General features: G+C 71.8%; 17 protein-coding genes and 1 tRNA gene. 8 read left to right on the top strand and 10 right to left on the bottom strand.

The features are described from left to right. Positions 1 to 149 precede the first annotated feature (149 nt). Entirely contained in the window at positions 150 to 2,984 is a 2,835-nt protein-coding gene (locus tag ACF09J_RS13280) for an ExeM/NucH family extracellular endonuclease (RefSeq protein ID WP_392305521.1), read from the top strand. Positions 2,985 to 3,074: 90 nt separating this feature from the next. Here the strand turns inward: ACF09J_RS13280 and ACF09J_RS13275 are convergent, their stop codons facing one another. The 7 genes from ACF09J_RS13275 to ACF09J_RS13245 form a co-directional block, all read right to left on the bottom strand. Beyond that, on the bottom strand, positions 3,075 to 3,545 hold the full coding sequence (locus ACF09J_RS13275; protein ID WP_392305520.1) for a phage tail protein: 471 nt from the start codon (positions 3,543 to 3,545) through the stop codon (positions 3,075 to 3,077). Positions 3,546 to 3,730: 185 nt separating this feature from the next. Further along, entirely contained in the window at positions 3,731 to 4,237 is a 507-nt protein-coding gene (locus tag ACF09J_RS13270; RefSeq protein ID WP_392305519.1) for a hypothetical protein, read from the bottom strand. Between the two features lie 52 nt (positions 4,238 to 4,289). Then, positions 4,290 to 4,892: an aminoacyl-tRNA hydrolase gene (pth, locus tag ACF09J_RS13265; RefSeq protein ID WP_392305518.1), complete on the bottom strand. Its 603-nt coding sequence runs from the start codon at positions 4,890 to 4,892 to the stop codon at positions 4,290 to 4,292. 79 nt (positions 4,893 to 4,971) lie between these two features. Next, on the bottom strand, positions 4,972 to 5,562 hold the full coding sequence (locus ACF09J_RS13260; RefSeq protein ID WP_392305517.1) for a 50S ribosomal protein L25/general stress protein Ctc: 591 nt from the start codon (positions 5,560 to 5,562) through the stop codon (positions 4,972 to 4,974). Between the two features lie 206 nt (positions 5,563 to 5,768). Next, positions 5,769 to 6,743 (bottom strand): ribose-phosphate diphosphokinase, encoded by a 975-nt coding sequence (locus tag ACF09J_RS13255; RefSeq protein ID WP_392305516.1) that lies wholly within the window; start codon positions 6,741 to 6,743, stop codon positions 5,769 to 5,771. 89 nt (positions 6,744 to 6,832) lie between these two features. Beyond that, positions 6,833 to 8,281 (bottom strand): bifunctional UDP-N-acetylglucosamine diphosphorylase/glucosamine-1-phosphate N-acetyltransferase GlmU, encoded by a 1,449-nt coding sequence (gene glmU, locus ACF09J_RS13250; RefSeq protein ID WP_392305515.1) that lies wholly within the window; start codon positions 8,279 to 8,281, stop codon positions 6,833 to 6,835. A gap of 128 nt (positions 8,282 to 8,409) precedes the next feature. After that, positions 8,410 to 8,482 (bottom strand) — tRNA-Gln (locus tag ACF09J_RS13245). Positions 8,483 to 8,579: 97 nt separating this feature from the next. Between ACF09J_RS13245 and ACF09J_RS13240 the strand changes: the two genes are divergently transcribed. Then, the gene (locus ACF09J_RS13240) at positions 8,580 to 9,932 is read left to right on the top strand and encodes a sensor histidine kinase (protein WP_392305514.1); all 1,353 of its coding nucleotides are present in this window, start codon (positions 8,580 to 8,582) and stop codon (positions 9,930 to 9,932) included. Positions 9,933 to 9,950: 18 nt separating this feature from the next. Here the strand turns inward: ACF09J_RS13240 and ACF09J_RS13235 are convergent, their stop codons facing one another. Continuing rightward, entirely contained in the window at positions 9,951 to 10,487 is a 537-nt protein-coding gene (locus ACF09J_RS13235) for an SUKH-3 domain-containing protein (protein ID WP_392305513.1), read from the bottom strand. 103 nt (positions 10,488 to 10,590) lie between these two features. Beyond that, positions 10,591 to 11,106 (bottom strand): YwqJ-related putative deaminase, encoded by a 516-nt coding sequence (locus tag ACF09J_RS13230; protein WP_392305512.1) that lies wholly within the window; start codon positions 11,104 to 11,106, stop codon positions 10,591 to 10,593. Positions 11,107 to 11,419: 313 nt separating this feature from the next. Here ACF09J_RS13230 and ACF09J_RS13225 point away from each other — a divergent pair, with 313 nt between their 5' ends. The 3 genes from ACF09J_RS13225 (at position 11,420) to ACF09J_RS13215 (ending at position 16,321) form a co-directional block, all read left to right on the top strand. Next, positions 11,420 to 12,439, top strand: a complete 1,020-nt coding sequence (locus tag ACF09J_RS13225) for an SMI1/KNR4 family protein (RefSeq protein WP_392305511.1) — start codon at positions 11,420 to 11,422, stop codon at positions 12,437 to 12,439. Between the two features lie 8 nt (positions 12,440 to 12,447). Further along, entirely contained in the window at positions 12,448 to 15,267 is a 2,820-nt protein-coding gene (locus ACF09J_RS13220) for an SUKH-4 family immunity protein (protein ID WP_392305510.1), read from the top strand. A 166-nt stretch (positions 15,268 to 15,433) separates the two neighbouring features. After that, positions 15,434 to 16,321 carry a cellulose-binding protein gene (locus tag ACF09J_RS13215; RefSeq protein WP_392305509.1) on the top strand — a complete coding sequence of 296 codons (888 nt, stop codon included), beginning with the start codon at positions 15,434 to 15,436 and terminating at the stop codon, positions 16,319 to 16,321. A 22-nt stretch (positions 16,322 to 16,343) separates the two neighbouring features. Here ACF09J_RS13215 and ACF09J_RS13210 read toward each other — a convergent pair whose 3' ends face one another. Beyond that, entirely contained in the window at positions 16,344 to 17,813 is a 1,470-nt protein-coding gene (locus tag ACF09J_RS13210; RefSeq protein WP_392305831.1) for an MFS transporter, read from the bottom strand. A 437-nt stretch (positions 17,814 to 18,250) separates the two neighbouring features. Between ACF09J_RS13210 and ACF09J_RS13205 the strand changes: the two genes are divergently transcribed. From ACF09J_RS13205 to mfd, 3 genes are all read left to right on the top strand, one after another. Then, on the top strand, positions 18,251 to 19,039 hold the full coding sequence (locus ACF09J_RS13205) for an ABC transporter ATP-binding protein (RefSeq protein ID WP_392305508.1): 789 nt from the start codon (positions 18,251 to 18,253) through the stop codon (positions 19,037 to 19,039). Next, positions 19,036 to 21,615 (top strand): ABC transporter permease, encoded by a 2,580-nt coding sequence (locus ACF09J_RS13200; protein ID WP_392305507.1) that lies wholly within the window; start codon positions 19,036 to 19,038, stop codon positions 21,613 to 21,615. Before ACF09J_RS13205 ends, ACF09J_RS13200 begins: the two co-directional genes overlap by 4 nt. Before the next feature lie 240 nt (positions 21,616 to 21,855). Beyond that, entirely contained in the window at positions 21,856 to 25,398 is a 3,543-nt protein-coding gene (gene mfd / locus ACF09J_RS13195) for a transcription-repair coupling factor (RefSeq protein ID WP_392305506.1), read from the top strand. Positions 25,399 to 25,452: the final 54 nt, after the last annotated feature.

The following is a 25,452-nucleotide window of genomic DNA, read 5'->3' as shown; positions in this document are numbered from 1 at the left end:
CCGTCCCGGTTTTGGAGAGATCGAGACAAGCAGTTCACCTGACGTTGGGATAACAGGCGGGAGTCCCGGTTTTACTCGCTTCGCCTTGTTCGGTCGTACTCGGGTTCCCGTTGCCCGTGCCGCCGTTCTCCAACTTCAGGAGCGACTCCATGCCTCTTCCTCTCCCGAGGAACTCCCGGTCCCGCCGGACTCTGGTCCGGGCCACCGGCATCGTGCTTGCCGTGACCGGTCTGAGCAGCTTCCTCGCCGGGCCTGCCGACGCGAACCCGGCCGGTACCGGACTGGTGATCAACGAGGTGTACGGCGGGGGCGGCAACTCCGGCTCCACCTACACCAATGACTACATAGAGCTGTTCAACCCGACCGACGCGGCCGTCAGCGTGAGCGGCTGGTCGGTGTCGTACTTCAGCGCCAAGGGCAACCTCGGCGGGACGACGGCCCTCTCGGGCAGCGTGCCGGCCCACGGCTACTACCTGGTCCAGGAGGCGAAGGGCACCGGCGGCACCACGCCGCTGCCCAGCCCCGACACGAGCGGTCAGCTGGCGATGTCGGCGACCGACGGCTCGGTGACGCTGAACGACGCGACCAGCGCCGTCATCGACACGGTCGGCTTCGGCACCGGCTCGATCGTCGAGCGCGCGGCTGCTCCCGCGCCGAGCAACACCACGGCCGTCACCCGCGTGACACCCGGTGTGGACACGGACGACAACAGCGTCGACTTCACCACTCGCCAGCCCGCCCCCAAGAACTCGGGCAATGAACCCGGTGACGGTGGCGGTGAACCGGGCGGCGACGCAGGCAATGTGACGATCGCCGAGATCCAGGGCACCAACACGGACACGTCGCCGTTGGCGGGCAAGACGGTCACCACCGAGGGTGTCGTCACGGCGGTGTACGCGACCGGCGGGTTCAACGGTTTCTACATCGAGACGGGAGGCGCCGGCGGCACCGTCGCCGACGACAAGACCCCCGGAGCCTCGGACGCCGTGTTCGTCCACGGGTCGCAGTCGGCCGGCACCGTGACCGTGGGCGAGAGCGTCCAGGTGCGCGGTACGGTCCAGGAGTTCGCCGGCACCACCGAGATCACCTTCCCGACCGTCACGAAGCTGTCCACCCCGCTGCCGCCCGTCACCCCCCTCAAGATCGCGTGGAGCGACCTGGAGACCGAGTTCCAGAAGGAAGCGCACGAGGGCGAGCTCATCGCTCCCCAGGGCGACTTCACGGTGACGGACAACTACAACACCAACTTCTACGGCCAGATCGGGCTGGCCGCCGGCGACAAGATGCTGCGTCAGCCGACGGACGCGGGGCCCGCCGGCAGCGACGCCGCCCAGCAGACCGCCGACTACAACGACTCCCACGCCATCACACTCGATGACGGCGCCGGCGTCAGCTACACCGCCACCGGCGCCGCCGCCAACGACCCGCTGCCCTGGCTCACCGCCGGCAACCCGGTCAGCGTGGGCGCCAAGGTGACCTTCCACAAGCCCGTTGTCCTGGAGTACCGCAACTCGCTGTGGAACTTCCAGCCCACCGGCCAGGTCAACGGCGCCGGCACGGACATCGTCTCGTTCTCCGACATGCGCGCCCAGAAGGCGAAGCCGGCGGCCGTGGGCGGCAAGGTCCGCCTCGCGACCTTCAACGTGCAGAACTACTTCCCGATGACGGGCGACCAGTACATCGCCAAGGGCCTGGGGAAGTGCTCCTTCTACAACGACCGCCAGGGCAACCACATCGCGGTCAACGACTGCGGTGCCACCGGCCCGCGCGGCGCCGCCGACGAGGCCAACTTCCAGCGCCAGCAGAGCAAGATCGTCACCGGCATCAACGGACTCGGGGCCAGCGTGGTCTCGCTGGAGGAGGTCGAGAACTCGGCCAAGTTCGGGGAGGACCGCGACAAGGCGCTCGCGGGCCTGGTCGACGCCCTCAACGTCAAGGCGGGCGCCGGCACCTGGGCGTTCACGCCGTCGCCGGCGGCCGCGGACCGGCCTGCGGTGTCCGCCGAGGACGTCATCCGGACCGCGTTCATCTACAAGCCGGCCGACGTCTCCCCGGTGGGGGCCTCGCACATCCTGAAGGACCTCTCCGGTCCCGGTCAGGACTTCTCCATCGCGCGCGAGCCGCTCGCCCAGGGCTTCAAGGCCGCCGGCACCGCCGACTCCGACGCCTTCCTGGTCGTGGCCAACCACCTGAAGTCGAAGGGCGGAACCGGCGCCGGGCTCTACCCCGGCGACAAGGAGGACACCCGCCCCGCCTACAACCAGGGCGCCTACAACGAGACCCGCACGCACCAGGCGCACGACATGCTCGGCTTCGCGCAGGAGCAGGCGCAGGCGCTGAAGACGGACAAGGTGTTCCTCGTCGGCGACTTCAACGCCTACAACCACGAGGACCCGATGGAGTACCTGTACAGCCAGGGCTACAGCGACCTCGGGTCGACGTACGACCCGGACCACTACTCCTACTCCTTCCACGGCCTCCAGGGCACCCTCGACCACATCGTCGCCAGTCCGGCCGCGCAGTCGATGGTCACCGGCGCGACGGTCTGGCAGATCAACGCCCAGGAGTCGGTCGCGTACAACTACAGCCGCTACAACTACAACGTCACACAGCTCTTCAACGCCGACGAGCCCTTCTCGGCCTCCGACCACGACCCCGTGGTCGTCGGCCTCAACACCGGGTCGGAGTCCGGGAAGGTCGCTTCCAAGGTCGACCTCAAGGTCACCCCGAACAAGGTCGTGGTGAACAAGACCGAGGTCATGGCGCACGTGACGGTCACGGCCACCGGTGCCAAGCCGACCGGCACCGTCACGGTGACCGTCGACGGCCGGACCTGCGGCGCCAAGCTCAACGACGGCGTGGCGAACATCAAGCTGCCGGTGTTCCACAAGGCGGGCACGCACACCGTGACCGTGAGCTACTCCGGGGACGCCAAGGTGCTCGCCGGGACGGCCGACGCATCGGTGACGGTCACCACCAAGTAGGTCGAGAAGGCGCGCACGCACTGACGCGGGGCACGTACGACGGGAGCCTGCCCTTCGAGGCAGGCTCCCGTTCTCACTGGTCATGGAGGCTTACTGGTCGTACGTGCCCTTGATCACAAAGAAGGAGCCGCGGATCACTTCGGCCAGCTTCGACTTCTGGCGCGCGAACTTGAAACGTGAGGCCAGTTCCTCGGGGACCTCCATGCCTTCCGAGAGCTTGAACCCCACTGCGCGCTTCGTTCCGTCCTCGATGCCGTACATCACGTTGATCGACAGGCCGGACTCGTAGAACACGTAGGCCATCCGAAACCCGTCCACCTCGAAGGAAGCCACCTCGAGCGGACGGGCGGAGATCACGATGTCCCGCTCCTCGGAGAGGATGTGGCTCACCCAGTCGAGCACCTCCGGTGCCTCGCCGGCGGGCCTGACGGTGAACACGTGGTCGTACTTGTTCTTGTAATAGCGTGCCTCGTTGGCGCGCAGTCCTGCGAGAGCCTCCGCCACGGGGGACGATGCCAGGCCGACGGTGGACACGTTCGCGAAGTCTACGGTGTACGGCATGTGCCCTCCTTGAGGCAGCGGCCCGCCCCGCCGCGGGGCCGCGATGTCGTCTTCACGCTACGTGCCCGCGCCGCGGCCCGGCTTCTCGATTCCTGCTCGATCGGGGCGACCTGTTCATCGGCCCGGCTTCGGGCGATGCCCTCCGGCCGGCCCACCGGGATGGGAACAGGCCGTTCCGGGATGGCTCACAACGCCACGAAGACCGCCGTCAGCAGCGCGACCCCCGAGCCCGCCAGCACCCACGCCGCCCGGGTCCGTCGCAGGCCGCCCGCCACGACCACCGAGGCCAGCAGCAGCGCACCGCCCAGCGGGGCCCACGCGTACAGGATCCCGGCCGGGCCCGAGCGGACCACCTCGTCGGTCCCCGGCTTCACGACGACGCTGTAGCTCTGTCCCTTGCGCACCGCCACGGTGTGCTCGATCAACGCCCGGTCGCGGGCCGTCGACCCCGTCGAGACCGGTGTGTAGGGACCGGTGCACGTGTCGCCCTCGCACCGCGTCACCGCGATCGTGCCGTGCTCACGTCCCTTGGTGAGCATCACGTACGGCGCGGTGTGCCAGGACGCCCACACACCCGCGATCAGGATCAGCACCGTGACCGTGCCCATGGCCGCGACCCGGCCGAACCGGAGCGCGGTGTGGGAGGCCTGGCGGGAGCGGCGGGCGGTGGCGGCAGGCATGGCCGGGATCATTGGCCATATCGCTACGAGCGGTCAACTCCGGGGAGAGGCAGCGGGGGACAAGTCAGGAGTTGTACGCGCTTTGCGCCCGCTCCAGGCCCTCCGCCAGCAGACACTCCACCGAGTCCGCCGCCCGGTCCACGAAGTAGTCCAGCTCCTTGCGCTCGGCGGAGGAGAAGTCCTTCAGCACGAAGTCCGCCACCTGCATCCGGCCCGGCGGGCGCCCGATCCCGAACCGCACCCGGTGGTAGTCAGGACCCATCGCCTTCGTCATCGACTTCAGCCCGTTGTGGCCGTTGTCGCCGCCGCCCAGCTTCAGCCGCAGCACGCCGTAGTCGATGTCCAGTTCGTCGTGGATCGCCACGATGTTCGCGAGCGGCACCTTGTAGAAGTCGCGCAGCGCGTTCACCGGTCCGCCGGACAGGTTCATGTACGACATCGGCTTCACCAGGACCACCCGGCGGCTCTCCGGGCCGGGGGGACCGATCCGGCCCTCCACCACCTGCGCCTGCGCCTTGCCCGCCCGCTTGAACCGGCCCCCGATCCGGTCGGCCAGCAGATCCACCGTCATGAACCCGACGTTGTGCCGGTTCATGGCGTACTCCGGTCCGGGGTTGCCGAGGCCGACGATCAGCCAGGGATCGTTCGCGGAGGTCGTCACGTCCATGTCTCCTCAATAGGCGTCATACACGCCGGCCGCCGCCCCCCGAGGGAAGCGGCGGCCGGCGGAACGACGACGGTCGGGCTCAGGCCTGCGCGGCCTCTTCGCCTTCCTCGCCCGCCGCGGCCTCCTCGGCCTGCGCGGCCAGCACCTGCAGCACCACCGTGTCCTCGTCCACGGCCAGCTTCACGCCGCTCGGCAGGGCGATGTCCTTGGCGTGGATCGCGGCACCGGCCGCCAGACCCTGCACGGAGACCGTCAGCTGGTCCGCGATGGTCGTGGCCTCGGCCTCCACCGGCAGCGCCGACAGGACGTGCTCCAGCAGGTTGCCGCCCGGGGCCAGCTCGCCCTCGGCGACGACGGGGATCTCGACGACGACGCGCTCGCCGCGCTTGACCATCAGCAGGTCGACGTGCACCAGGTGGCCCTTCAGCGGGTCGCGCTGCACGGCCTTCGGGATCGCCAGCTCGTTGGTCTTGCCGTCGATGTCCAGCGAGATCAGGACGTTGGGCGTACGCAGCGCCATCAGCAGCTCGTGACCCGGCAGCGTCAGGTGGACCGGCACCATGCCGTGCTCGTACAGCACACCGGGAACCTTGTTCTCACGGCGGACACGGCGGGCGGCGCCCTTGCCGAACTCGGTGCGCGTCTCGGCGGCGAGCTTCACCTCGGACATGCTCTTCACTCCTCGTAGAGGTACACGGAAAACGGTCGGGGTCACCCGGCCACGAACGGCCTGCTACGAAGAGCGCGTCGATAACGGATCGCCGTACCACGAGAACGAGTACGGCCTCCCTCGCCGAGCAACTGGTGCAGTCTACTCGGACCGGGAGGCCGGACCCAAAACGATCTAGGGGCCTGATCGTTCACCAGGCCCGATCGTCACTGCTCGTCGAACAGGCTCGTCACCGAACCGTCCTCGAACACCTCGCGCACCGCGCGCGCGATCGTCGGCGCGATGGACAGCACCGTGATCTTGTCCAGTTCGAGCTCGTTCGGCGTCGGCAGCGTGTTGGTGAACACGAACTCGCTCACCTTGGAGTTCTTCAGCCGGTCCGCCGCGGGACCCGACAGCACACCGTGGGTCGCCGTCACGATCACGTCGTCCGCGCCGTGCGCGAACAGGGCGTCCGCCGCGGCGCAGATGGTGCCACCGGTGTCGATCATGTCGTCCACCAGGACGCAGATACGGCCCTTCACGTCACCGACGACCTCGTGCACGGTGACCTGGTTCGCCACGTCCTTGTCACGCCGCTTGTGCACGATCGCCAGCGGGGCGCCCAGCCGGTCGCACCAGCGGTCGGCCACCCGCACCCGGCCGGCGTCCGGGGACACCACCGTGAGCTTCGTACGGTCCACCTTGTTGCCCACGTAGTCCGCCAGCAGCGGCAGCGCGAACAGGTGGTCCACCGGCCCGTCGAAGAAGCCCTGGATCTGGTCCGTGTGCAGGTCCACGGTCAGGATGCGGTCGGCACCCGCGGTCTTCATCAGATCCGCGATCAGACGGGCCGAGATCGGTTCACGCCCCCGGTGCTTCTTGTCCTGCCGCGCGTAACCGTAGAACGGCACGATGACCGTGATGGAACGGGCCGACGCACGCTTCAGTGCGTCGATCATGATCAGCTGCTCCATGATCCACTTGTTGATCGGAGCGGTGTGGCTCTGGATCAGGAAGCAGTCCGCGCCGCGCGCCGACTCCTGATAACGCACGTAGATCTCGCCGTTCGCGAAGTCGAACGCTTTGGTCGGGACGACCCCGACACCCAGCTCGTGGGCGATTTCCTCGGCAAGCTCGGGGTGGGCGCGGCCGGAGAAGAACATCATCTTCTTCTCGCCGGTCGTCTTGATCCCGGTCACAGCAGTGTCTCCTCAGCGGGTGGTCGCAGCGGAATTGGGGGGCGTGTGCACTTATCACGGTACGCCGTCTTTGGCGTGCCGGTTTCCGGTCAGGCTTCGCCCTTTGGCTGTCCGGATACCGCCTCGGCGGCCTTCGCCGCCGCGCTTCCGGGACGCTTTCGAGCCACCCAGCCCTCGATATTCCGCTGCTGGCCACGGGCCACGGCCAGCGAACCGGGCGGCACGCTCTTGGTGATCACGGACCCGGCGGCGGTGTAGGCGCCGTCCCCGATCGTGACGGGAGCCACAAACATGTTGTCCGAACCGGTCTTGCAGTGCGAGCCGACCGTCGTGTGGTGCTTGCTCTCCCCGTCGTAGTTCACGAACACGCTCGCGGCGCCGATGTTCGTGTACTCGCCGATGGTGGCGTCACCGACGTACGACAGGTGGGGAACCTTGGTCCCCTCGCCGATCGAGGCGTTCTTCGTCTCGACGTACGTACCCACCTTGGACTTCACCCCGAGCCGCGTACCCGGCCGCAGGTACGCGTACGGCCCCACGGAGGCCTGCGGGCCCACCACGGCGCCGTCGGACACCGTGTTGTCCACCCGCGCCCCCGGGCCGACCCGGGTGTTGGTCAGCCGGCTGTTGGGGCCCACCTCGCAGCCCTCGCCGAGCCGGGTGGTCCCGTGGAGCTGCGTGCCCGGGTGCACGACGACGTCCTGCTCGAAGGTCACCGTCACGTCGATCCAGGTGGTCGCCGGGTCGACGACCGTGACACCGGCGAGCATCGCGTTCGTCAGGAGACGGTCGTTGAGGGTCCGCCGCGCCTCGGCCAGCTGCACCCGGTTGTTGATCCCGGCGATCTCCCGGTGGTCGCCGGCCACGCAGGCGCCGACCCGGTGCCCGGCCTCGCGCAGGATCCCGAGCACGTCGGTGAGGTACTCCTCATGCTGGCTGTTGTTCGTACGGACCTGGCCCAGCGCCTCGGCGAGCAGCCGCCCGTCGAACGCGAACACCCCGGAGTTGATCTCCCGGATCGCCCGCTGGTCCTCGGTGGCGTCCTTGTGCTCGACGATCGCGGTCACCGCGCCTGTGCCGGCGTCGCGCACGATCCGGCCGTAACCGGTCGCGTCCGGCACCTCCGCGCTGAGCACCGTGACGGCGTTGCCGTCCTCCTGGTGCGCGGTGGCCAGCCGCTGGAGGGTGTCGCCGGTGAGGAGTGGGGTGTCGCCGCAGACGACGATCACGGTCCCCTCGACGGGCCCGCCGAGCTCCTCCAGGCCCATCCGGACCGCGTGCCCGGTGCCCTTCTGCTTCTCCTGCACGGCGGTGCGGACCTCGGCGTCGACCTCGGCCAGGTGCGCGGTCACCCGCTCCCGCGCGTGCCCGACCACGACGACCAGGTTCTCCGGCTTCAACTCGCGTGCGGCGGCGAGCACATGACCCACCAGTGACCGGCCACAGATCTCATGCAGAACCTTCGGTGTGGCCGACTTCATACGGGTGCCCTCACCCGCTGCGAGAACGACGACGGCTGCCGGGCGAATGGCGCTCACGGGATGCCCTTCGGCTGTGGATGGGTGGGGGTGGACATCCGCAGGATACCGGGGCGGTTGTGGGGGGATATGAGATCGGGTCCCGACCCGTGGGGGCGGGACCCGGAATGAGACCTTCTGCGCCGGAGCTCCCCCGCAAGGATTCGAACCTTGTCCTGCTGGTACCAAAAACCAGTGTGCTGCCAGTTACACCACGGGGGACAGCGCTTCAGACCATACCGGAGACGTGCCCGGCTCAGGGCCACGAATCCGTTCCGCCCGCCCTAGGCGCCCGGGCCGCCGCCCGTAGGCTGGAGCCATGACCACGACGGGGGAAGACCACGAGGCGGTCCTGACCGGGCCGTGGTGGTGGGCGCGATGGCGCAGCGCGGCACTCGACGGGGGACTCGCGCTGGTGTCCGCCCTGGAGTGCGGTGCCGAGGGGGTGCCGTTCGCCCGGGACGCGGGGATTCCGGTGTCCCTGGGGATCGTGTTCGGGGTACTGGCGGGGGCCGTGCTGCTCATCCGGCGGCGGTGGCCGATCGCCGTGGTGCTGGTGGCGATCGCCATCACACCGGCCCAGATGGGCTTTCTGATGGGCATCGTCGGGCTGTACACCCTGGCCTCGTGCGAGCTGCCCCGCAGAGTGATCGCCGCGCTGGCCGGGATGTCCCTGGTCGGGACGATGATCGTGACGTTCGTGCGGGTGCACCAGGACATGGCGCGCGGGGATCTGACCCTCGGCAACTGGTTCGTGCCGTTCGCCGCGGTGACGACCTCGCTCGGGCTGACGGCCCCTCCTCTTCTTCTCGGCCTGTACGTCGGGGCCCGGCGGAGGCTGATGGAGAGCCTGCGGGAGCGCGCGGACAGCCTCGAGCGGGAGTTGCAGCTGCTCGCGGAGCGGGCGGAGGAGCGGGCCGAGTGGGCCCGCAACGAGGAGCGGACCCGGATCGCGCGGGAGATGCACGACGTGGTCGCGCACCGGGTGAGTCTGATGGTGGTCCATGCCGCCGCGCTGCAGGCCGTGGCCCGCAAGGACCCGGAGAAGGCGGTGAAGAACGCGGCCCTGGTGGGGGACATGGGGCGGCAGGCGCTGACCGAGCTGCGGGAGATGCTCGGGGTGCTGCGCAGCACGGAGCCCGCCCAGGCCCAGCCCCCGGTGCAGGGCCGGGTCCCGGAGCAGGGTGTGTCCCGTGCGGCGGACGACGTGCCGCTCGCCGCGGTGGGGGCCGCCGCGGCCGCCGCGGCCTCCCGCGCCGCCGGCGGCGCCCCCGAGGGGCCGTGCCTGAAGGAGCTGGACGAGCTGGTCGGGCAGTCGGCGGCGGCCGGGATGCCCGTGGACCTCTCGGTACAGGGCACGGTCCGCTCGTACGCGGCGGAGGTCGAGCAGACGGCGTACCGCGTGGTGCAGGAGGCACTGACCAACGTCCACAAGCACGCGGCGGGGGCGAAGACGTACGTACGGCTGGCGCACCGCACCGCGGAGATCGCGATGCAGGTGGAGAACGAGCCACCGCCCGAGCCCGCCTCGGCGTCGGCCGCGGGGTTGCCGTCGGGCGGGAACGGGCTGCTCGGGATGCGGGAGCGGGTCGCCGCGCTGGGCGGTGTGTTCGTGTCGGGGCCGACGGACGCGGGGGGCTTCCGGGTGTCGGCGGTGATCCCGGCGTCGTAGCGGCCCTTCCGCGCGTGCTCAGCCCGTGGTGAGCCGTACGGGTTCCGTGCCGGAGATGAGGGCCGACAGGGCCGTGTCGACGTCGGGGCCGAGGTACCAGTCGCCGGTGTGGTCGAGGGCGTAGGCACGGCCTTCGGCGTCGATGGCGAGCAGGGAACGGCTGTCGGTCTCCGTGCCCAGCGGGCAGACCTCGGTGTCCAGGGCGCGGCCGAGGTCGCCGAGGGTGCGGGCCATGTGGAGGCCGTGCAGCGGGTCCAGGTCGAGGACGGCGGGGGCGATCCGGCGGCCGGGTCCTGCGGGCGAGACGCGCAGGCCGCCGAACTCCGCCCAGGCCTCCACGGCGGCGGGGAACACGGCGTGGTGGTGGCCGGCGGGCGAGAGGTGCTCGCGCAGGGCGTCGGCCCACATCTCGGCCTGCTTTATGTCCCAGCGTCCCGGTTGCCAGCCGGCCGCGCGCAGCGCGGTCTCGACGGGCGCGGGGAAGCGTGCGGAGGTTCGCCCCTGTTCGTGGGGAGGAGCCGAGGGATGGGGGAAGGAGGCGCGGTCGGCGTGCATCTGCCCTTCGTTCGTGGATCGTGCCGCGGCGGCCGGCGCCGTGGCGTGGGTGCGGGTGGGGGGTCTCGCGGCGGCTGCGGCCGGCGGTTTCGAGGCCGGCGGGTCAGTTCTTGCCTGCGGTGGGGTCGACGATGCGGACGCCGAAGTGGGCGCTGAGCGCGGTGCAGGCCCGGCAGGGGCCGGCGAAGCTGCCGTGCAGGGGATCGCCGTCCTCACGGATGCGGCGGGTGGTGAGCTTGGCGTGCTTCAGGCTCTTGCGGGCCTCGCCGTTGCTCATGGGTTTGCGGGCGGCACGTTTGCTGCGCGCGGCGTCGGCGGCGGTGATGTGCCGGGAGATCAGGACGGTCTCCGCGCAGCGGCCCGTGAAGCGGTCGCGCTGGGCGCTGGTGAGGGCGTCGAGGAAGTCCTGGACGAGGGGGTGCAGGGCCGGCGGCTCCTCGCCCCGGGCGGCGGTGCCGGTGAGGGTGGCGCCGCGCACGGAGAGGGCGGCGGCGACGGTCGGCAGGATGCCGTCGCGGCGGTGGCGGAGTGCGGGCGCGTGCGGTGTCTCGGCGCTGCTCCAGCCGACTCTCGGGTCTCCGGAAGCGCTCGCATGCGGTCCTGTTTGCGTCGCGTTCATGATCGTCTTTCCCTCCCGTGCATCCCCCCGGAAACTCACAGAGTGCCAAATGGCGTGCCTGCTGCGGAAGCTGGGGCGGTGTGACGCACCCCGTCCGGGGCAGTGCGTCACTGGAGGGTGACGGCTGGTCACGGCATGGCGGGGCCGGTGGGTGGCGGCCCGGTGACCGGGGACGTCGTACCGCATAGGCTGTCGGCACGCCGCGGTGCGCGCGGTGGACGCGTTGGAGAGAAGTAGGGATACGGGCCTCGGCGGGGCGGAGCAGCGAGCCGGTCGCCGTGGGCCGTACAGAGTGCCGCAGGGGGCAACAGCCATGACGACAGGTCGGCTCGGGCTGGGAGTACCACCCGGCCGCCAGGCTGGGGGAGAGGCCGCGCCGCCGAACGCGGCCTATGCCGGGCAGGTCGTGCACTTTCCGGATCCGGTCCGGGCCGCACGTCACCCGAGAGGGGTGCGGGTGGACGACCGCGGTTTCCCCGACTTCTCGCCGTACGCGCGGGCCGCGGTGGAGATCGCGGAGCCGCCGCAGGGGTTCGGGGTCGACGAACTGCGGCTGACGGACTACGTGTCCGCGAACGCGGCGATGGCGGCGTCGGGGCACGAGCTGTGGGACACGGTGCCGAACGTGGCGACCCCGCACGGCTGGACGTGGCACCACGTGGCCGGCTCCCGGCGCCTGGAACTGGTCCCGGTCGAGGTGAAGGCGCTGCTGCGCCACCACGGCGGGATCGCGACCGCGAACGTCGACCAGAACAAGCGGGGCACCCGTCCGCTGCAGGAGACGCGGCCCGCGCACTTCCGGCTGCCGAAGTCGGGTGCCGCGGTGTCGGAGCAGCAGGTGCAGGGCGTCGAGGAGGACCTCGGGTACCGGCTGCCGGGCGCCTACCGCTCGTTCCTGAAGGCGGCGGGCGGCTGCGCGCCGGTCGGGACGGCCCTGGACGCGGAGTTGGGGCTGCTGGTCGACCAGCCGTTCTTCACGGTCCGCGAGGAGGCGGCGGTCAACGACCTGGTGTACGTCAACAAGTGCCTGCGCGACCATCTGACCAAGGACTACCTGGCCGTCGGCTTCGTCCAGGGCGGACTGCTCGCCGTGAAGGTGAAGGGCGAGCGGGCCGGTTCGGTGTGGTTCTGCGCGTACGACGACGCGCGGGACGCGGATCCGTCCTGGTCGCAGGAGGAGCGGGTGCAGCGGCTGCTGCTGCCGTGCGGTGAGGACTTCGACACGTTCCTGTCCCGGCTGGCGGGTTCGCCGCCGGAGCTGGAGACGGTGGCGAACCTGATGGTGGACGGCGGTTTCGCCCGTGCCGCGGCCGTCTCGTCGGTGGGGGAGTGAGTCGATCGATGGTGACGTTCGCGCAGGCGCAGGAGCGCGCGGAAGAGTGGATCAACGGTGACGTGCCCGCGTACCAGCACCGCGAGGTGCGGGTACGGGAGTTCGAGCTGGGCTTCGTCGTGTGGGCCGAGGACCGCGAGGACGGCCCGCGTCTGGACGGGGGCGCGCAGCGGCTGGTGATCGCCCGGGACAGCGGGGAGGCCACACTGTGGCCCGCGCTGCCGGTGGGCGAGCTGGTCCGCCGGTACGAGGAGGAGTACGGCCGGGTCGAGCCGGCCGCCGACACTCCCCCGCCGCCGGCGCGGGTGGACCTGAACCAGACGTCCTTCCTGCTGACCCCGCCGGAGTGGCTTCAGGAGGCGGCGGACCGGATGGGCATTCCGGACCGGCGCGGCGAGTCGGGCACGGGTGGCGGCGCGGGCGCCGCAGCCGCGTCGGCGGAGGCGGCCGGGAGTGGTCCGCTTCCCCGGACGCAGGCAGGGGTGCCGTTGGGTGCGCCGGGTGCGCCGGGTGCGCCGGCGGGGGCGACCCCGTGGGCCGGTACGGACACCAACGCCGACACCGGGGACGACCGTTCCGTGCCGCTGCCGGCGACCGTGTTCGCGCCGCCGCTGAGCGGCTCCGACGACGACACCCCGCCCCCCGTCGCTCCGCCGGACGCCAAGACGGCGCTGATGGCGGGCGGCAGCGCACTCCCGCACACGGCCGTCGCACCGGCGGTCGGCGGCCCCGACGGGCCGGTCCCGCCGGGCGGTTCGCCCGCGCCGGGCGGGCCGCAGGGCAGTACGCCGCCTCCGCCGGTTCCGGGCACTCCGCCGCCTCCGCCGGGTGGTACGCCGCCGTCCGGGGCCGTGGGCGGGGCGGACTACGGGTATCCGCAGGCGCCGGGCGTCCCGGCGGCTCCGGGTACTCCGCCGCCTCCGCCGGGTGGTACGCCGGCGCCGTCCGGGGCGGTCGGTGGCGCGGGCTACGGGTATCCGCAGGGGCCCGGCGGACCGGGCACGCCGCCTCCGCCGCCAATTCCGGGTGCGCAGGCGCCGGGTGGCGGTGCCTCTCACGGGCGGCCGCCGCTCGCGCCCGACGCCGGTGACATCGCCGACGCCGCGACCAGCAAGGCGGCGCCTCCGCCTCGCCGTGGGGGCGGTGCGTCCATGCCTCCGCCGCCGGGTGCTCCGGGCACGCCGGGTGCGCGGCCGGGCGGCCCGTCCATGCCTCCGCCGCCGGGTGCTCCGGGCACGCCGGGTGCGCGGCCGGGCGGCCCGTCCACGCCGCCCCCGCCGGGCGCCGGCGGGTACGTGCCGACCCAGATGGTGTCGTCGCTCGGCCCCGACGGCCCCGAGGGCCTCAACGGTCCGGGCGCGCCCGGCGGTACGCCCCCGGGCGGCGTCCACCACGCCGCCACGATGCTCGCCGACCCCGGGCAGAGCGGCGGTGGCGTCCCGCACCCGCCGGCCCCGCCCGGTGCTCCGGGCGCCTCCGGCGCGCCGCAGCCGCCGACGCCGCCGCCCGGCGCTCCCACGGCCCCGGGTGCCCCCGGTGTGCCGCCGGGTGCCCCGGGCATGCCCGCCGCCCCCGGCGCGCCGGGAGCCGTGCACCACGCGGAGACGATGCTGGCCGCGCCGCCCCCGGGCGGTCCCCACCCGCCTGTGCCGCCCCCGGGCGCCCCCGGCGTGCCGGGAGTGCCTCCGGGCACACCGCCGCCGATGCCACCGGGCGCGGTACCGCCGCCGGGCGCACCGCCCGTGCCCGGTCAGGCCGTACCTGGTCAGCCGCCCGTGCCGGGTCAGGCCATGCCCGGTCAGCCGCCCGCTCCCGGGCAGCATCCGCCGGCCTACGGCTACCCCCAGCAGGGCCTGCCGACCGTGGGGCCCGGTTACCAGGCCGTGTTGCGCTACCGCGCGCACGACGGTTCCGAGCAGCAGCTGATCCGGCGCTCCGCGCCCGGCACGCCGCACCCGGAGTGGCAGATCTTCCACGAGCTGCGGGCCATGAACGTGCCGCCGGACCGGGTCCTGGAGCTGCACACGGAGCTGGAGTCCTGCCAGTTGCCGGGCGCGTACTGCGCGCGGATGATTCGTGAGCAGTGGCCGCAGGCCCGCATCGCGTCCATCGCGCCGTACGGCACCGACCATGCCAGCCGCCAGCAGGGGATGCAGCAACTGCTCGCGCACCAGGGCGAGTTGCACCAGGTGGCGGACGGCCCGGCCCGTCCGGGACCGGTCCGCGCGCCGCTGCCGCCGGTGCAGCCGATGCCGCCGATCCCCCCGGAGGGGATCGCGCAGGAGCTCGCGGCGGCGTTCGGTCCCGGTGTCTTCCGGTTCGAGCAGGCGGCGGTCTCCCGGCAGGGCGTACCGCCGGTCGTGGCGCACACCCTGGTGGTGGCCGGTCTGCCCATGGAGATGGGCCCCTTCTTCTGGGCGCAGGCCCAACCGGGGCGCCCGGTGCCGACGCTGGCCGAACTGGCGGCCGAGCGCGGGGTGCAGCCGGCGTCGGACGCGGGCTCCTACCTCGTGATGGGCAGCGACTTCGGCAAGGCGGTCTGCGTGCAGTACGGCACGGCCAACATCGTGGCGGTGCCCGTTGAGGCGGGTCCCGGCGGTGTGCCCGTGGCGCCGCAGTTCGTGAACACCGGCCTGCCGGAGTTCGCGCGCTGCCTGGCGCTGCTCGGCCGGATGTGGCGGCTGCGGTTCGGCCTGAACCAGGAGCAGGCGGGCCGCTGGACCGTCGACTTCCAGTCGCAGTTGGCCGCACTCGACCCGGCGGCGCTCGGTTCGCCCGAGAGCTGGTGGTCGGTGCTGCTGGAGCAGATGTGGGACGGACTGCTTTGAGCGTGTGAACGCTCGCCTCAGGGGCCGGACCCGGTCGTGCGACCGGGTCCGGCCCTTTTGCGTTCGAGGTGGACCATCGGTTGTGCCCGGAGTGTCGCGTTATGAACATTTCCGCCCAATCCCCGAAGATGTGCGCGAAATCACCGTCGGCGAAGAGGGGTCCAGGATGGGCAGCGCACCGATGTCGCTCCACGGCTTCGTGGTCGTACGGGGACGCGGCTACCGCCCCGATCAGGTGAAGGCCTTCGCGGACGCCCTCTCCGACGACCGGGACGCCGCCTGGGAACGGGCCGCGCGGCTCACCGTCCTGGCCAGGAACATGGAGGGGGAACTCGCGTCCCTGCGCGAGAGGCTCGCCGGGCTCGGCGAGCAGTCCTACGAGTCGCTGGGCGAGAGCGCACGGCGGCTGTACGAACTGGGACTCGAGGAGGCGCGGACGGTCCGGGAGCGGGCCCGGCAGGAGGCGGACGAACTGCTGGAGGCGGCGCGGACGCACGCCGACGGTGTGCTCCAGGACGCGCGGGCGTACGCCGACGCCGTACGCGCCGAGGCCGACGAACGGGCCCGGCTGCGACTCCTGGCGGCGCAGGCGGCGGCCGAGGACATCCGGATCTCGGTGCGGCGCGAGGTGAAGGAGTCCCGAGGCGAGGCGCTGGCGGCCCTGCGGGAGATGCGGCAGCGCGCCTCCGGGATGCTCACCGAGCAGTCCCGCGAGCAGGCGGACGCGCTGGTCGACGCGGAGCGGGAGGCGGCCGGGCGTCAGGCCGAGCTGGAGGTGGAGCACACCGAACGGGTGGCGGCCGCCGGGAGAGCACTGTCCGAGGCGGAGCAGGCCCTCGTGGAGGCGCGAGAGGCGGCGCGGCGGGACCCGGAGGTGGCGCGCGTGCGGGCGGCGGAGCTGCTGGCCGAGGCGCGGCTGCGGGCCGACCGGATCGCCCACGAGACCGAGCAGGTGCTGCGGGAGCACGGCGAGGTGTGGGACGCGGTACGGGTCCAGATGGACACCGTGCAGGACAGCATCACGGCCCTGAAGGAAGGAGCGTGGGCCGAGTAGCGCGGCGCGGCCGGCCCTACTCCTACAGCACGGGGAAGCGGCGCGGCGCCAGGACCAGCAGCACAACGAACGCCAGCGCCGCCGCGCACCCCGCGCCCATGTACACCGCGTGGACCGCGTCCGCGATGGCCCGCCGGGTGGCCTCCGGGGCCGTGCCCGAACTCAGCGCCCGCGTCACCGAGTCCAGGTCGCCCGCGCCGCCGAGGCGGGTGGCCAGCACCCCGTTGGCGACCGCGCCGAAGACGGCGGCGCCGAGCGTCTGGCCGGTCTGGCGGCAGAAGAGGACGGAGGCGGTGGCGGTGCCCCGTTCCGACCACCCCACCGTCGACTGGACGCCCACGACGAGGGGGAGCTGGAACAGGCCGAGGGCCGCGCCCAGCACCAGCATCAGCGCGGTCGGCTGCCAGGCCGCGCCGGGATAGGGCAGCAAGGGGAAGGCGAACAGGGTCAGGGCCGCCGCGCCGATGCCGAGCATGGAGGTGTTGCGGAAGCCGATCCGCCGGTAGACGTGCTGGCTGAGCGCCGCCGACACCGGCCAGCTCAGCGTCCAGACCGACAGGACGAATCCGGCCGCCACCGGCGCCAGGCCGAGCACCGACTGGGCGTACGTCGGCAGGAAGACCGTGGGCGCGACCATCAGCAGGCCCAGGGCGCCCAGGGCGAGGTTCACCGCGGCGATCGTACGGCGGCGCCACACCCAGCCCGGCAGGATCGGCTCGGCCGCCCGCCGTTCGATGACGACCACGGCGGCGGCCAGCGCGAGCCCCGTACCGAACAGGGCGAGCGACGGCGCCGACAGCCACGGCCACGCCACCCCGCCCTGCACCACCGCGGTGAGCAGGGCGCCCGCGCACGCGAACACCGCCAGCGCGCCCGCCCAGTCGACGCGCGGGCGCCGCCGCCGCTCCCGCTCGGGCTCGCGGAGGTGGCGGACGATCAGCCACAGGGCGGCGGCGCCGATCGGCAGGTTGACCAGGAAGATCCAGCGCCAGTCGGCGTAGGCGGCCAGGACCCCGCCCAGCGCCGGTCCGGCGATCGCCGACACCGCCCACACCGTGGAGAGCTTCGCCTGGATCTTCGGGCGCTGCTCCAGCGGGTACAGGTCGGCGGCGAGCGTCTGGACCGTGCCCTGCAACGCCCCGCCGCCCAGGCCCTGGACGACGCGGAAGGCGATCAGCGCGCCCATGTTCCAGGCGCCGGCGCACAGCAGGGAGCCGAGGAGGAAGACGACCGCGCCCGCGACCAGCACCGGTTTGCGGCCGAAGGTGTCGGACAGCTTCCCGTAGACGGGCAGGCTCACCGTCACGGCCAGCAGATAGCCGGAGAACAGCCAGGAGAACACGGAGAAGCCGCCGAGGTCCCCGACGATCTGCGGCACGGCCGTCGACACGATCGTCGAGTCGAGCGCGGCCAGCGCCATGGCCAGCATGAGCGCGGCGACGACCGCGCCCCGCCGGTCGGCCGCGCCGGGTCGAGCCGCCTGCCGTGTCATGGGTTCGGTGGTGCCCACCCCGGATCCTTTCCCCCTGCATCCATCTGCCGCCGGACAGCTTCCCACTCGGCCACCGCCCGGCGGGAGGGTGGAGACCCAGGGGGCCGTGAGGTGGAGACAACCCTGAGAACGGCTCCTCCCGCGGACGGAGGCCCCCTAGGGGAAGCTCCGTACCCGGGGTCGGGGAGGGTTCGTACCGACGGAGGACGAGCCGCGAGGGGGCCGCTCCTTAACCTGGTCTTACGCCGCGGGGGGCGGTACACCACAGCGGCGGGGGTGGGGTTTTCCCCCGGAGAAGACTGCGCTGAGCACCAGCGCGCCGGACACCCCCCGTCGAGCAGACTCATCGGCGTAGCGCGGCGCACGACGCACATACCCACTTCGCACGTGACGCACCACCGGACGCTTCACCACCTGACCGACATAGGAGACTTGACGTGACAACGGCTGTGACCATTCCCAGGCACGGGGGTACTGGAGGGACTACGGCCGTCGCCGCGCGGGCGCGGCAGGTCGTGAAGGCGTACGGGGCCGGGGAGACCCGTGTCGTCGCCCTGGACCACGTCGACGTGGACATCGCCCGTGGCCGGTTCACCGCGATCATGGGGCCCTCGGGCTCCGGCAAGTCCACGCTGATGCACTGCCTCGCCGGTCTCGACACCGTGACGAGCGGCCAGATCTACCTGGACGAGACCGAGATCACCGGGCTGAAGGACAAGAAGCTCACGCAGCTGCGCCGGGACCGGATCGGCTTCATCTTCCAGGCGTTCAACCTGCTGCCCACGCTGAACGCACTGGAGAACATCACCCTGCCCATGGACATCGCCGGCCGCAAGCCCGACCGGAAGTGGCTGGACCAGGTGGTGGAGACCGTCGGTCTCGCGGGGCGGCTCAAGCACCGGCCCAACCAGCTCTCCGGCGGCCAGCAGCAGCGTGTCGCCGTGGCCCGGGCCCTGGCCGCCCGGCCCGAGATCATCTTCGGTGACGAGCCCACCGGAAACCTGGACTCCCGCGCGGGCGCCGAGGTGCTGGGCTTCCTGCGCCGGTCCGTGGACGACCTGGGCCAGACGATCGTGATGGTCACGCACGACCCGGTGGCCGCCTCCTACGCCGACCGCGTGCTGTACCTCGCCGACGGCCGGATCGTCGACGAGATGCACCAGCCGACGGCCGATCAGGTCCTGGACCGCATGAAGGACTTCGACGCCCGGGGGCGTACGTCATGACCGTCCTGAAGACCTCTCTGCGCAACTTCTTCGCGCACAAGGGACGCATGGCGCTGTCGGCCGTGGCGGTGCTGCTGTCGGTGGCCTTCGTGTGCGGCACGCTGGTGTTCACCGACACCATGAACACGACGTTCGACAAGCTGTTCCAGGCGACGTCCTCCGACGTGACGGTCAGCACCAAGGCCTCGTCCGACACCGGTGAGACCACCTCCCGCACCGGCAAGCCGCCGGTCCTGCCGGGCTCCGTGGTCGGCGAGGTGCGCCGGGCCGAGGGCGTGCGGGCGGCCGAGGGGACGGTGTTCTCCACCTCCGTGACCGTCGTCGACGCCGACAAGGACAAGCTGTCGCCCAGCAGCGGCGCTCCCACCATCGTCGGCAACTGGAACGACAACGACGCCCGCACCATGAAGATCACCTCCGGTGCGGCGCCCAAGGGCGCGGACCAGGTGATGGTCGACGCCGACACCGCCGACAAGCACCACCTGAAGCTCGGCGACGAGATCGGTCTGATCACCGCGGTCGGCACCCACCGCGCGCATGTGTCCGGCATCGCCGCCTTCACCGTCACCAACCCCGGTGCGGCGATCTTCTACCTGGACACCCCGACCGCCCAGCGGACCCTGGTCGGCCGGACCGGTGTGTACACGAACGTCAACGTCACCGCCGCCAAGGGCGTCACCGACGAGCAGCTGAAGAAGAACGTGTCCGCCGCGCTCGGCGCCGGCTACAAGGTGCAGACGGCCAAGGAGGTCGCCGACGCCAACCAGAAGGACATCGAGAGCTTCCTGAACGTCATGAAGTACGGGATGCTCGGCTTCGCCGGAATCGCCTTCCTCGTCGGCATCTTCCTGATCATCAACACCTTCTCGATGCTGGTCGCCCAGCGCACCCGGGAGATCGGCCTGATGCGCGCCATCGGCTCCTCCCGCCGCCAGGTCAACCGGTCGGTGCTGGTCGAGGCGCTGTTCCTCGGCGTGGTCGGCTCCGTGCTCGGCGTCGGGGCGGGCGTCGGCATCGCGGTCGGCCTGATGAAGCTCATGGGCCAGGCGGGCATGCACCTGTCCACGGACGATCTCACGGTCGCCTGGACCACCCCGGTGATCGGCCTGGTCCTCGGCGTGGTCGTCACCGTCCTCGCCGCCTACCTGCCCGCCCGGCGGGCCGGCAAGGTCTCCCCGATGGCCGCCCTGCGCGACGCGGGCACCCCGGCCGACGGCAGGGCGGGGACGATCCGCGCCGTCGTCGGCCTGGTCCTCACCGGCGCCGGCGCCGCGAGCCTGTACACCGCCGCCGAGGCCACGAAGGCCACTCAGGGCTCGGCGTGGCTGGGCCTGGGCGTGGTGCTCACCCTGATCGGCCTCGTCGTCGTCGGCCCGCTGCTCGTGGGCGGCCTGGTCCGCGTCCTCAGCGTGGTTCTGCTGCGGATCTTCGGCCCGATCGGGCGGATGGCCGAGCGCAACGCGCTGCGCAACCCGCGCCGCACCGGCGCCACCGGCGCCGCGCTGATGATCGGCCTGGCCCTGGTGGCCTGCCTGTCGGTGGTCGGCTCCTCGATGGTGGCCTCCGCCACCGACCAGCTCGAGAAGACCGTCGGCACGGACTTCATCATCCAGAGCGACAACGGCGAGGTCATCACCCCGCAGGCGGTGAAGGCCGTGAAGGGCGTGCCGGGTCTTGAGCGGATCACCGAGTACAAGCTCGTGGACGTCTCCCTGACGACGCCGGACGGCCGTACGTCCAAGAACGAGATGATCAACGCGGCCGACCCGACGTACGCCGAGGACCTGCGCGTCAAGACGGTCGACGGCACGCTCGCCGACGCCTACAGGGCCGACTCGATGTCGCTCCCCGAGGGCTTCGCCAAGAAGCACGGCGTCAAGCAGGGGTCCAAGGTCGAGGTCGGGTTCAAGGACGGCAGGACCGCACAGCTCACGGTCCGCGCGATCACCAGCGACGACGTCATGATCGACAACGGCGCGATGTACTTCTCGATCGCCACGGTCGCCAAGTACCTGCCCGCCGACCGTATGCCGCTCGACCAGCTCCTCTTCGCCACCGCCGAGGACGGCCAAGAGACCGCCGCGTACCAGGCGCTCAAGTCCGCGCTGCACGACTACCCGCAGTACAGCGTGCGCGACCAGACCGACTACAAGAAGGAGCTGGAGAACCAGATCGGCCAGCTGCTCGACATGGTCTACGGCCTGCTGGCCCTGGCGATCATCGTCGCCGTCCTGGGTGTGGTGAACACGTTGGCGCTGTCGGTGGTCGAGCGGACGAGGGAGATCGGCCTGATGCGGGCGATCGGCCTCTCCCGCCGCCAGCTGCGCCGCATGATCCGCCTGGAGTCCGTGGTGATCGCCCTGTTCGGCGCGCTGCTGGGGCTGGGGCTCGGCATGGGCTGGGGCGCGACCGCCCAGAAGCTCCTCGCCCTGGAGGGCCTGAACGTCCTGGAGATCCCCTGGGGCACGATCATCGGGGTCTTCGTCGGCTCGGCCTTCGTGGGCCTGTTCGCCGCCCTGATCCCGGCCTTCCGGGCAGGCCGGATGAACGTCCTGAACGCGATCGCGACCGAGTAGCGAGCGCGGCGTGATCCCTCCGCGGACGGGGGTCGCGGAGGAGCCCGGTGCCGGGAAGTCAGGGGGACTACCCGGCACCGGGCTTGTGCCGCAAGGGGCGGCTGGGGCGCGGCCGGGGTTGTCCACAGCCTCCGCGGACCGACTGCCCGGCGGCGTACGCTGAAGGAATCCCCGGCCCGCCGCACGAGTCGGGTCCTTCGCGTTGCCCACCCTCGGACGGATTCGGACGGAAAGCCCCCCATGAGCCTGCACGGTCTGCTCGACGCCGTCGTCAAGGACCCCGCCCTCGCGGAAGCGATCACCGCGGCGGCGGACGGCAACCGCATGCACGTGGACCTCGTCGGTCCCCCCGCCGCCCGTCCCTTCGCCGTCGCCGCGCTGGCGCGTGAGTCCGCCCGTCCCGTGCTCGCGGTGACGGCGACCGGCCGCGAGGCCGAGGACCTGGTCGCGGCCTTGCGTTCGCTGCTGCCCGCCGAGGGCGTCGTGGAGTACCCCTCCTGGGAGACGCTGCCGCACGAGCGGCTCAGCCCGCGCAGCGACACCGTCGGCCGCCGCCTCGCCGTGCTGCGCCGCCTGGCCCACCCGAGCCCCGACGATCCGGAGACCGGACCGGTCTCCGTCGTCGTCGCCCCCGTGCGCTCGGTGCTCCAGCCGCAGGTCAAGGGGTTGGGCGATCTGGTGCCCGTGGCCCTGCGGGCGGGGCAGACCGCCGATCTGAACAACGTGGTGGACGCCCTCGCCGCCGCCGCGTACTCCCGGGTGGAGCTGGTGGAGAAGCGCGGCGAGTTCGCCGTGCGCGGCGGCATCCTCGACGTCTTCCCGCCCACCGAGGAACACCCCCTGCGCATCGAGTTCTGGGGCGACGACGTCGAGGAGATCCGGTACTTCAAGGTCGCCGACCAGCGCTCCCTTGAGGTCGCCGAGCACGGGCTGTGGGCGCCGCCCTGCCGTGAGCTGCTGCTCACCGAGGACGTGCGCACGCGTGCGCACGTCCTGGCCGAGCGGCACCCGGAGCTCGGCGAACTGCTGGGCAGGATCGCCGAGGGCATCGCGGTGGAGGGCATGGAGTCCCTGGCCCCGGTCCTGGTCGACGACATGGAACTGCTGCTCGACGTGCTGCCCAAGGGCGCCATGACCGTGGTGTGCGACCCGGAGCGGGTGCGCACGCGCGCGGCGGACCTGGTGGCGACCTCCCAGGAGTTCCTCCAGGCGTCCTGGGCGGCGTCGGCCGGCGGGGGAGAGGCGCCCATCGACCTCGGCGCGGCCTCACTGTGGTCGATCGCCGACGTCCGGGACCGGGCGCGCGAGCTGGACATGATGTGGTGGTCGGTGTCGCCGTTCGCCGCGGACGAGACGGCGTACGACGGGGACGGGGACACGCTCAAGCTGGGCATGCACGCGCCCGAGACGTACCGCGGGGACATCGCCAAGGCGCTCGCCGACACCAAGGGCTGGCTCGCGGACGGCTGGCGCGCGGTCTACGTCACCGAGGGCCACGGCCCGGCCTCCCGCACCGTCGAGGTGCTGGGCGGGGAGGGCGTCGCGGCCCGCCTCGACGTGGACCTCGGCCGGCTGTCCCCGTCGGTCGTGCACGTGGCCTGCGGCGGCATCGACCACGGCTTCGTCGACGCCGCCCTGAAGCTGGCCGTGCTCACCGAGACCGACCTGACCGGCCAGCGGACGGCCGGCCGGGACGGCACGCGGATGCCGGTGCGGCGGCGCAAGACCATCGACCCGCTGACCCTGGAGGCGGGCGACTACATCGTCCACGAACAGCACGGCGTGGGCCGCTACATCGAGATGGTGCAGCGCACGGTGCAGGGCGCGACCCGCGAGTACCTGGTGGTGGAGTACGCCCCGGCCAAGCGCGGCCAGCCCGGCGACCGGCTGTACATCCCCACCGACCAGCTCGAACAGATCACCAAGTACGTCGGCGGCGAGGCGCCCACCCTGCACCGGCTCGGCGGCGCCGACTGGACGAAGACCAAGGCGCGGGCGAAGAAGGCGGTCAAGGAGATCGCCGCCGACCTGATCAAGCTCTACAGCGCGCGGATGGCGGCGCCCGGTCACGCCTTCGGCACGGACACCCCGTGGCAGCGCGAGCTGGAGGACGCCTTCCCGTACGTGGAGACCCCGGACCAGCTCACCACGATCGCCGAGGTCAAGGAGGACATGGAGAAGTCGGTCCCGATGGACCGCCTGATCTGCGGCGACGTCGGCTACGGCAAGACCGAGATCGCGGTCCGCGCCGCCTTCAAGGCCGTCCAGGACGGCAAGCAGGTCGCCGTCCTGGTCCCGACGACGCTGCTGGTGCAGCAGCACTTCGGCACGTTCTCCGAGCGGTACGCGCAGTTCCCGGTGAACGTCAGGGCGCTCTCCCGCTTCCAGACCGACACCGAGGCCAAGGCGGTCCTGGAGGGTCTCGGGGACGGCGCGGTGGACATCGTCATCGGCACCCACCGCCTGTTCTCCTCGGAGACGAAGTTCAAGGACCTCGGCCTGGTCGTCGTCGACGAGGAGCAGCGCTTCGGCGTCGAGCACAAGGAGCAGCTCAAGAAGCTCCGCGCGAACGTCGACGTCCTGACGATGTCGGCGACCCCGATCCCGCGCACGCTGGAGATGGCGGTGACCGGTATCCGGGAGATGTCGACGATCACCACGCCGCCCGAGGAGCGGCACCCGGTGCTGACGTTCGTCGGCCCGTACGAGGAGAAGCAGATCGGCGCGGCGATCCGCCGCGAACTGCTGCGCGAGGGCCAGGTCTTCTACATCCACAACCGGGTGGAGTCCATCGACCGCGCCGCGGCCCGGCTGCGGGAGATCGTCCCCGAGGCCCGCATCGCCACCGCTCACGGCCAGATGTCGGAGGCGGCCCTGGAGCAGGTCGTCGTCGACTTCTGGGAGAAGAAGTTCGACGTGCTGGTCTCGACGACGATCGTCGAGTCCGGCATCGACATCTCCAACGCCAACACCCTGATCGTGGAGCGCGGCGACAACTTCGGCCTGTCCCAGCTCCACCAGTTGCGCGGCCGGGTGGGCCGTGGCCGAGAACGCGGCTACGCCTACTTCCTGTACCCGCCGGAGAAGCCGCTCACGGAGACGGCCCACGAGCGCCTGGCGACCATCGCGCAGCACACCGAGATGGGCGCGGGCATGTACGTGGCGATGAAGGACCTGGAGATCCGCGGCGCCGGAAACCTGCTGGGCGGCGAGCAGTCCGGGCACATCGCGGGCGTCGGCTTCGACCTGTACGTGCGGATGGTGGGCGAGGCGGTCGCGGACTACCGGCGGCAGCTGGAGACGGGGGAGATCCAGGAGGAGCCGCCGCTCGAGGTCAAGATCGAGCTGCCGGTCGACGCGCACGTCCCGCACGACTACGCGCCCGGCGAGCGGCTGCGCCTCCAGGCCTACCGGTCCATCGCCTCCGCCGACTCCGAGGAGGACATCAAGGCCGTCCGCGAGGAACTCACCGACCGCTACGGCAAGGTGCCCGAGCCGGTGGAGAACCTGCTGCTGGTGGCCGGGCTGCGCATGCTCGCCCGCGCCTGCGGCGTCGGCGAGATCGTCCTCCAGGGCAACAACATCCGCTTCGCCCCGGTGGAACTGCGCGAGTCGCAGGAGCTGCGCGTCAAGCGCCTCTACCCGGGCTCGGTGATCAAGCCGGCCGTCCACCAGGTCCTCGTGCCCCGCCCCAAGACCGCGAAGATCGGCGGCAAGCCGCTGGTCGGGCGTGAACTGCTGGGCTGGGTCGGGGAGTTCCTGGCGTCCATCCTGGGGTCGTAGCCCGCGCGTTCCAGCGGGCCGCGGAGCGTCCGCGGTCCGCGTGTTCCCGCCCTG

Origin of the sequence: Streptomyces sp. NPDC014889 (assembly GCF_043081205.1) — a bacterium.
Classification (GTDB): Bacteria; Actinomycetota; Actinomycetes; order Streptomycetales; family Streptomycetaceae; genus Streptomyces.
Note: the sequence above shows the minus strand (reverse complement) of the source record. Positions and strands in the feature narration are given on the sequence as shown.

What these genes read in the sequence shown, in the direction of transcription:
- ACF09J_RS13280 (WP_392305521.1), top strand. Translation starts at nt 150, where the DNA reads ATGCCTCTTCCTCTCCCGAGGAACTCCCGGTCCCGCCGGACTCTGGTC.
- ACF09J_RS13275 (WP_392305520.1), bottom strand. Translation starts at nt 3,545, where the DNA reads ATGCCGTACACCGTAGACTTCGCGAACGTGTCCACCGTCGGCCTGGCA.
- ACF09J_RS13270 (WP_392305519.1), bottom strand. Translation starts at nt 4,237, where the DNA reads ATGATCCCGGCCATGCCTGCCGCCACCGCCCGCCGCTCCCGCCAGGCC.
- pth (WP_392305518.1), bottom strand. Translation starts at nt 4,892, where the DNA reads ATGGACGTGACGACCTCCGCGAACGATCCCTGGCTGATCGTCGGCCTC.
- ACF09J_RS13260 (WP_392305517.1), bottom strand. Translation starts at nt 5,562, where the DNA reads ATGTCCGAGGTGAAGCTCGCCGCCGAGACGCGCACCGAGTTCGGCAAG.
- ACF09J_RS13240 (WP_392305514.1), top strand. Translation starts at nt 8,580, where the DNA reads ATGACCACGACGGGGGAAGACCACGAGGCGGTCCTGACCGGGCCGTGG.
- ACF09J_RS13235 (WP_392305513.1), bottom strand. Translation starts at nt 10,487, where the DNA reads ATGCACGCCGACCGCGCCTCCTTCCCCCATCCCTCGGCTCCTCCCCAC.
- ACF09J_RS13230 (WP_392305512.1), bottom strand. Translation starts at nt 11,106, where the DNA reads ATGAACGCGACGCAAACAGGACCGCATGCGAGCGCTTCCGGAGACCCG.
- ACF09J_RS13225 (WP_392305511.1), top strand. Translation starts at nt 11,420, where the DNA reads ATGACGACAGGTCGGCTCGGGCTGGGAGTACCACCCGGCCGCCAGGCT.
- ACF09J_RS13220 (WP_392305510.1), top strand. Translation starts at nt 12,448, where the DNA reads ATGGTGACGTTCGCGCAGGCGCAGGAGCGCGCGGAAGAGTGGATCAAC.
- ACF09J_RS13215 (WP_392305509.1), top strand. Translation starts at nt 15,434, where the DNA reads ATGGGCAGCGCACCGATGTCGCTCCACGGCTTCGTGGTCGTACGGGGA.
- ACF09J_RS13210 (WP_392305831.1), bottom strand. Translation starts at nt 17,813, where the DNA reads ATGACACGGCAGGCGGCTCGACCCGGCGCGGCCGACCGGCGGGGCGCG.
- ACF09J_RS13200 (WP_392305507.1), top strand. Translation starts at nt 19,036, where the DNA reads ATGACCGTCCTGAAGACCTCTCTGCGCAACTTCTTCGCGCACAAGGGA.
- mfd (WP_392305506.1), top strand. Translation starts at nt 21,856, where the DNA reads ATGAGCCTGCACGGTCTGCTCGACGCCGTCGTCAAGGACCCCGCCCTC.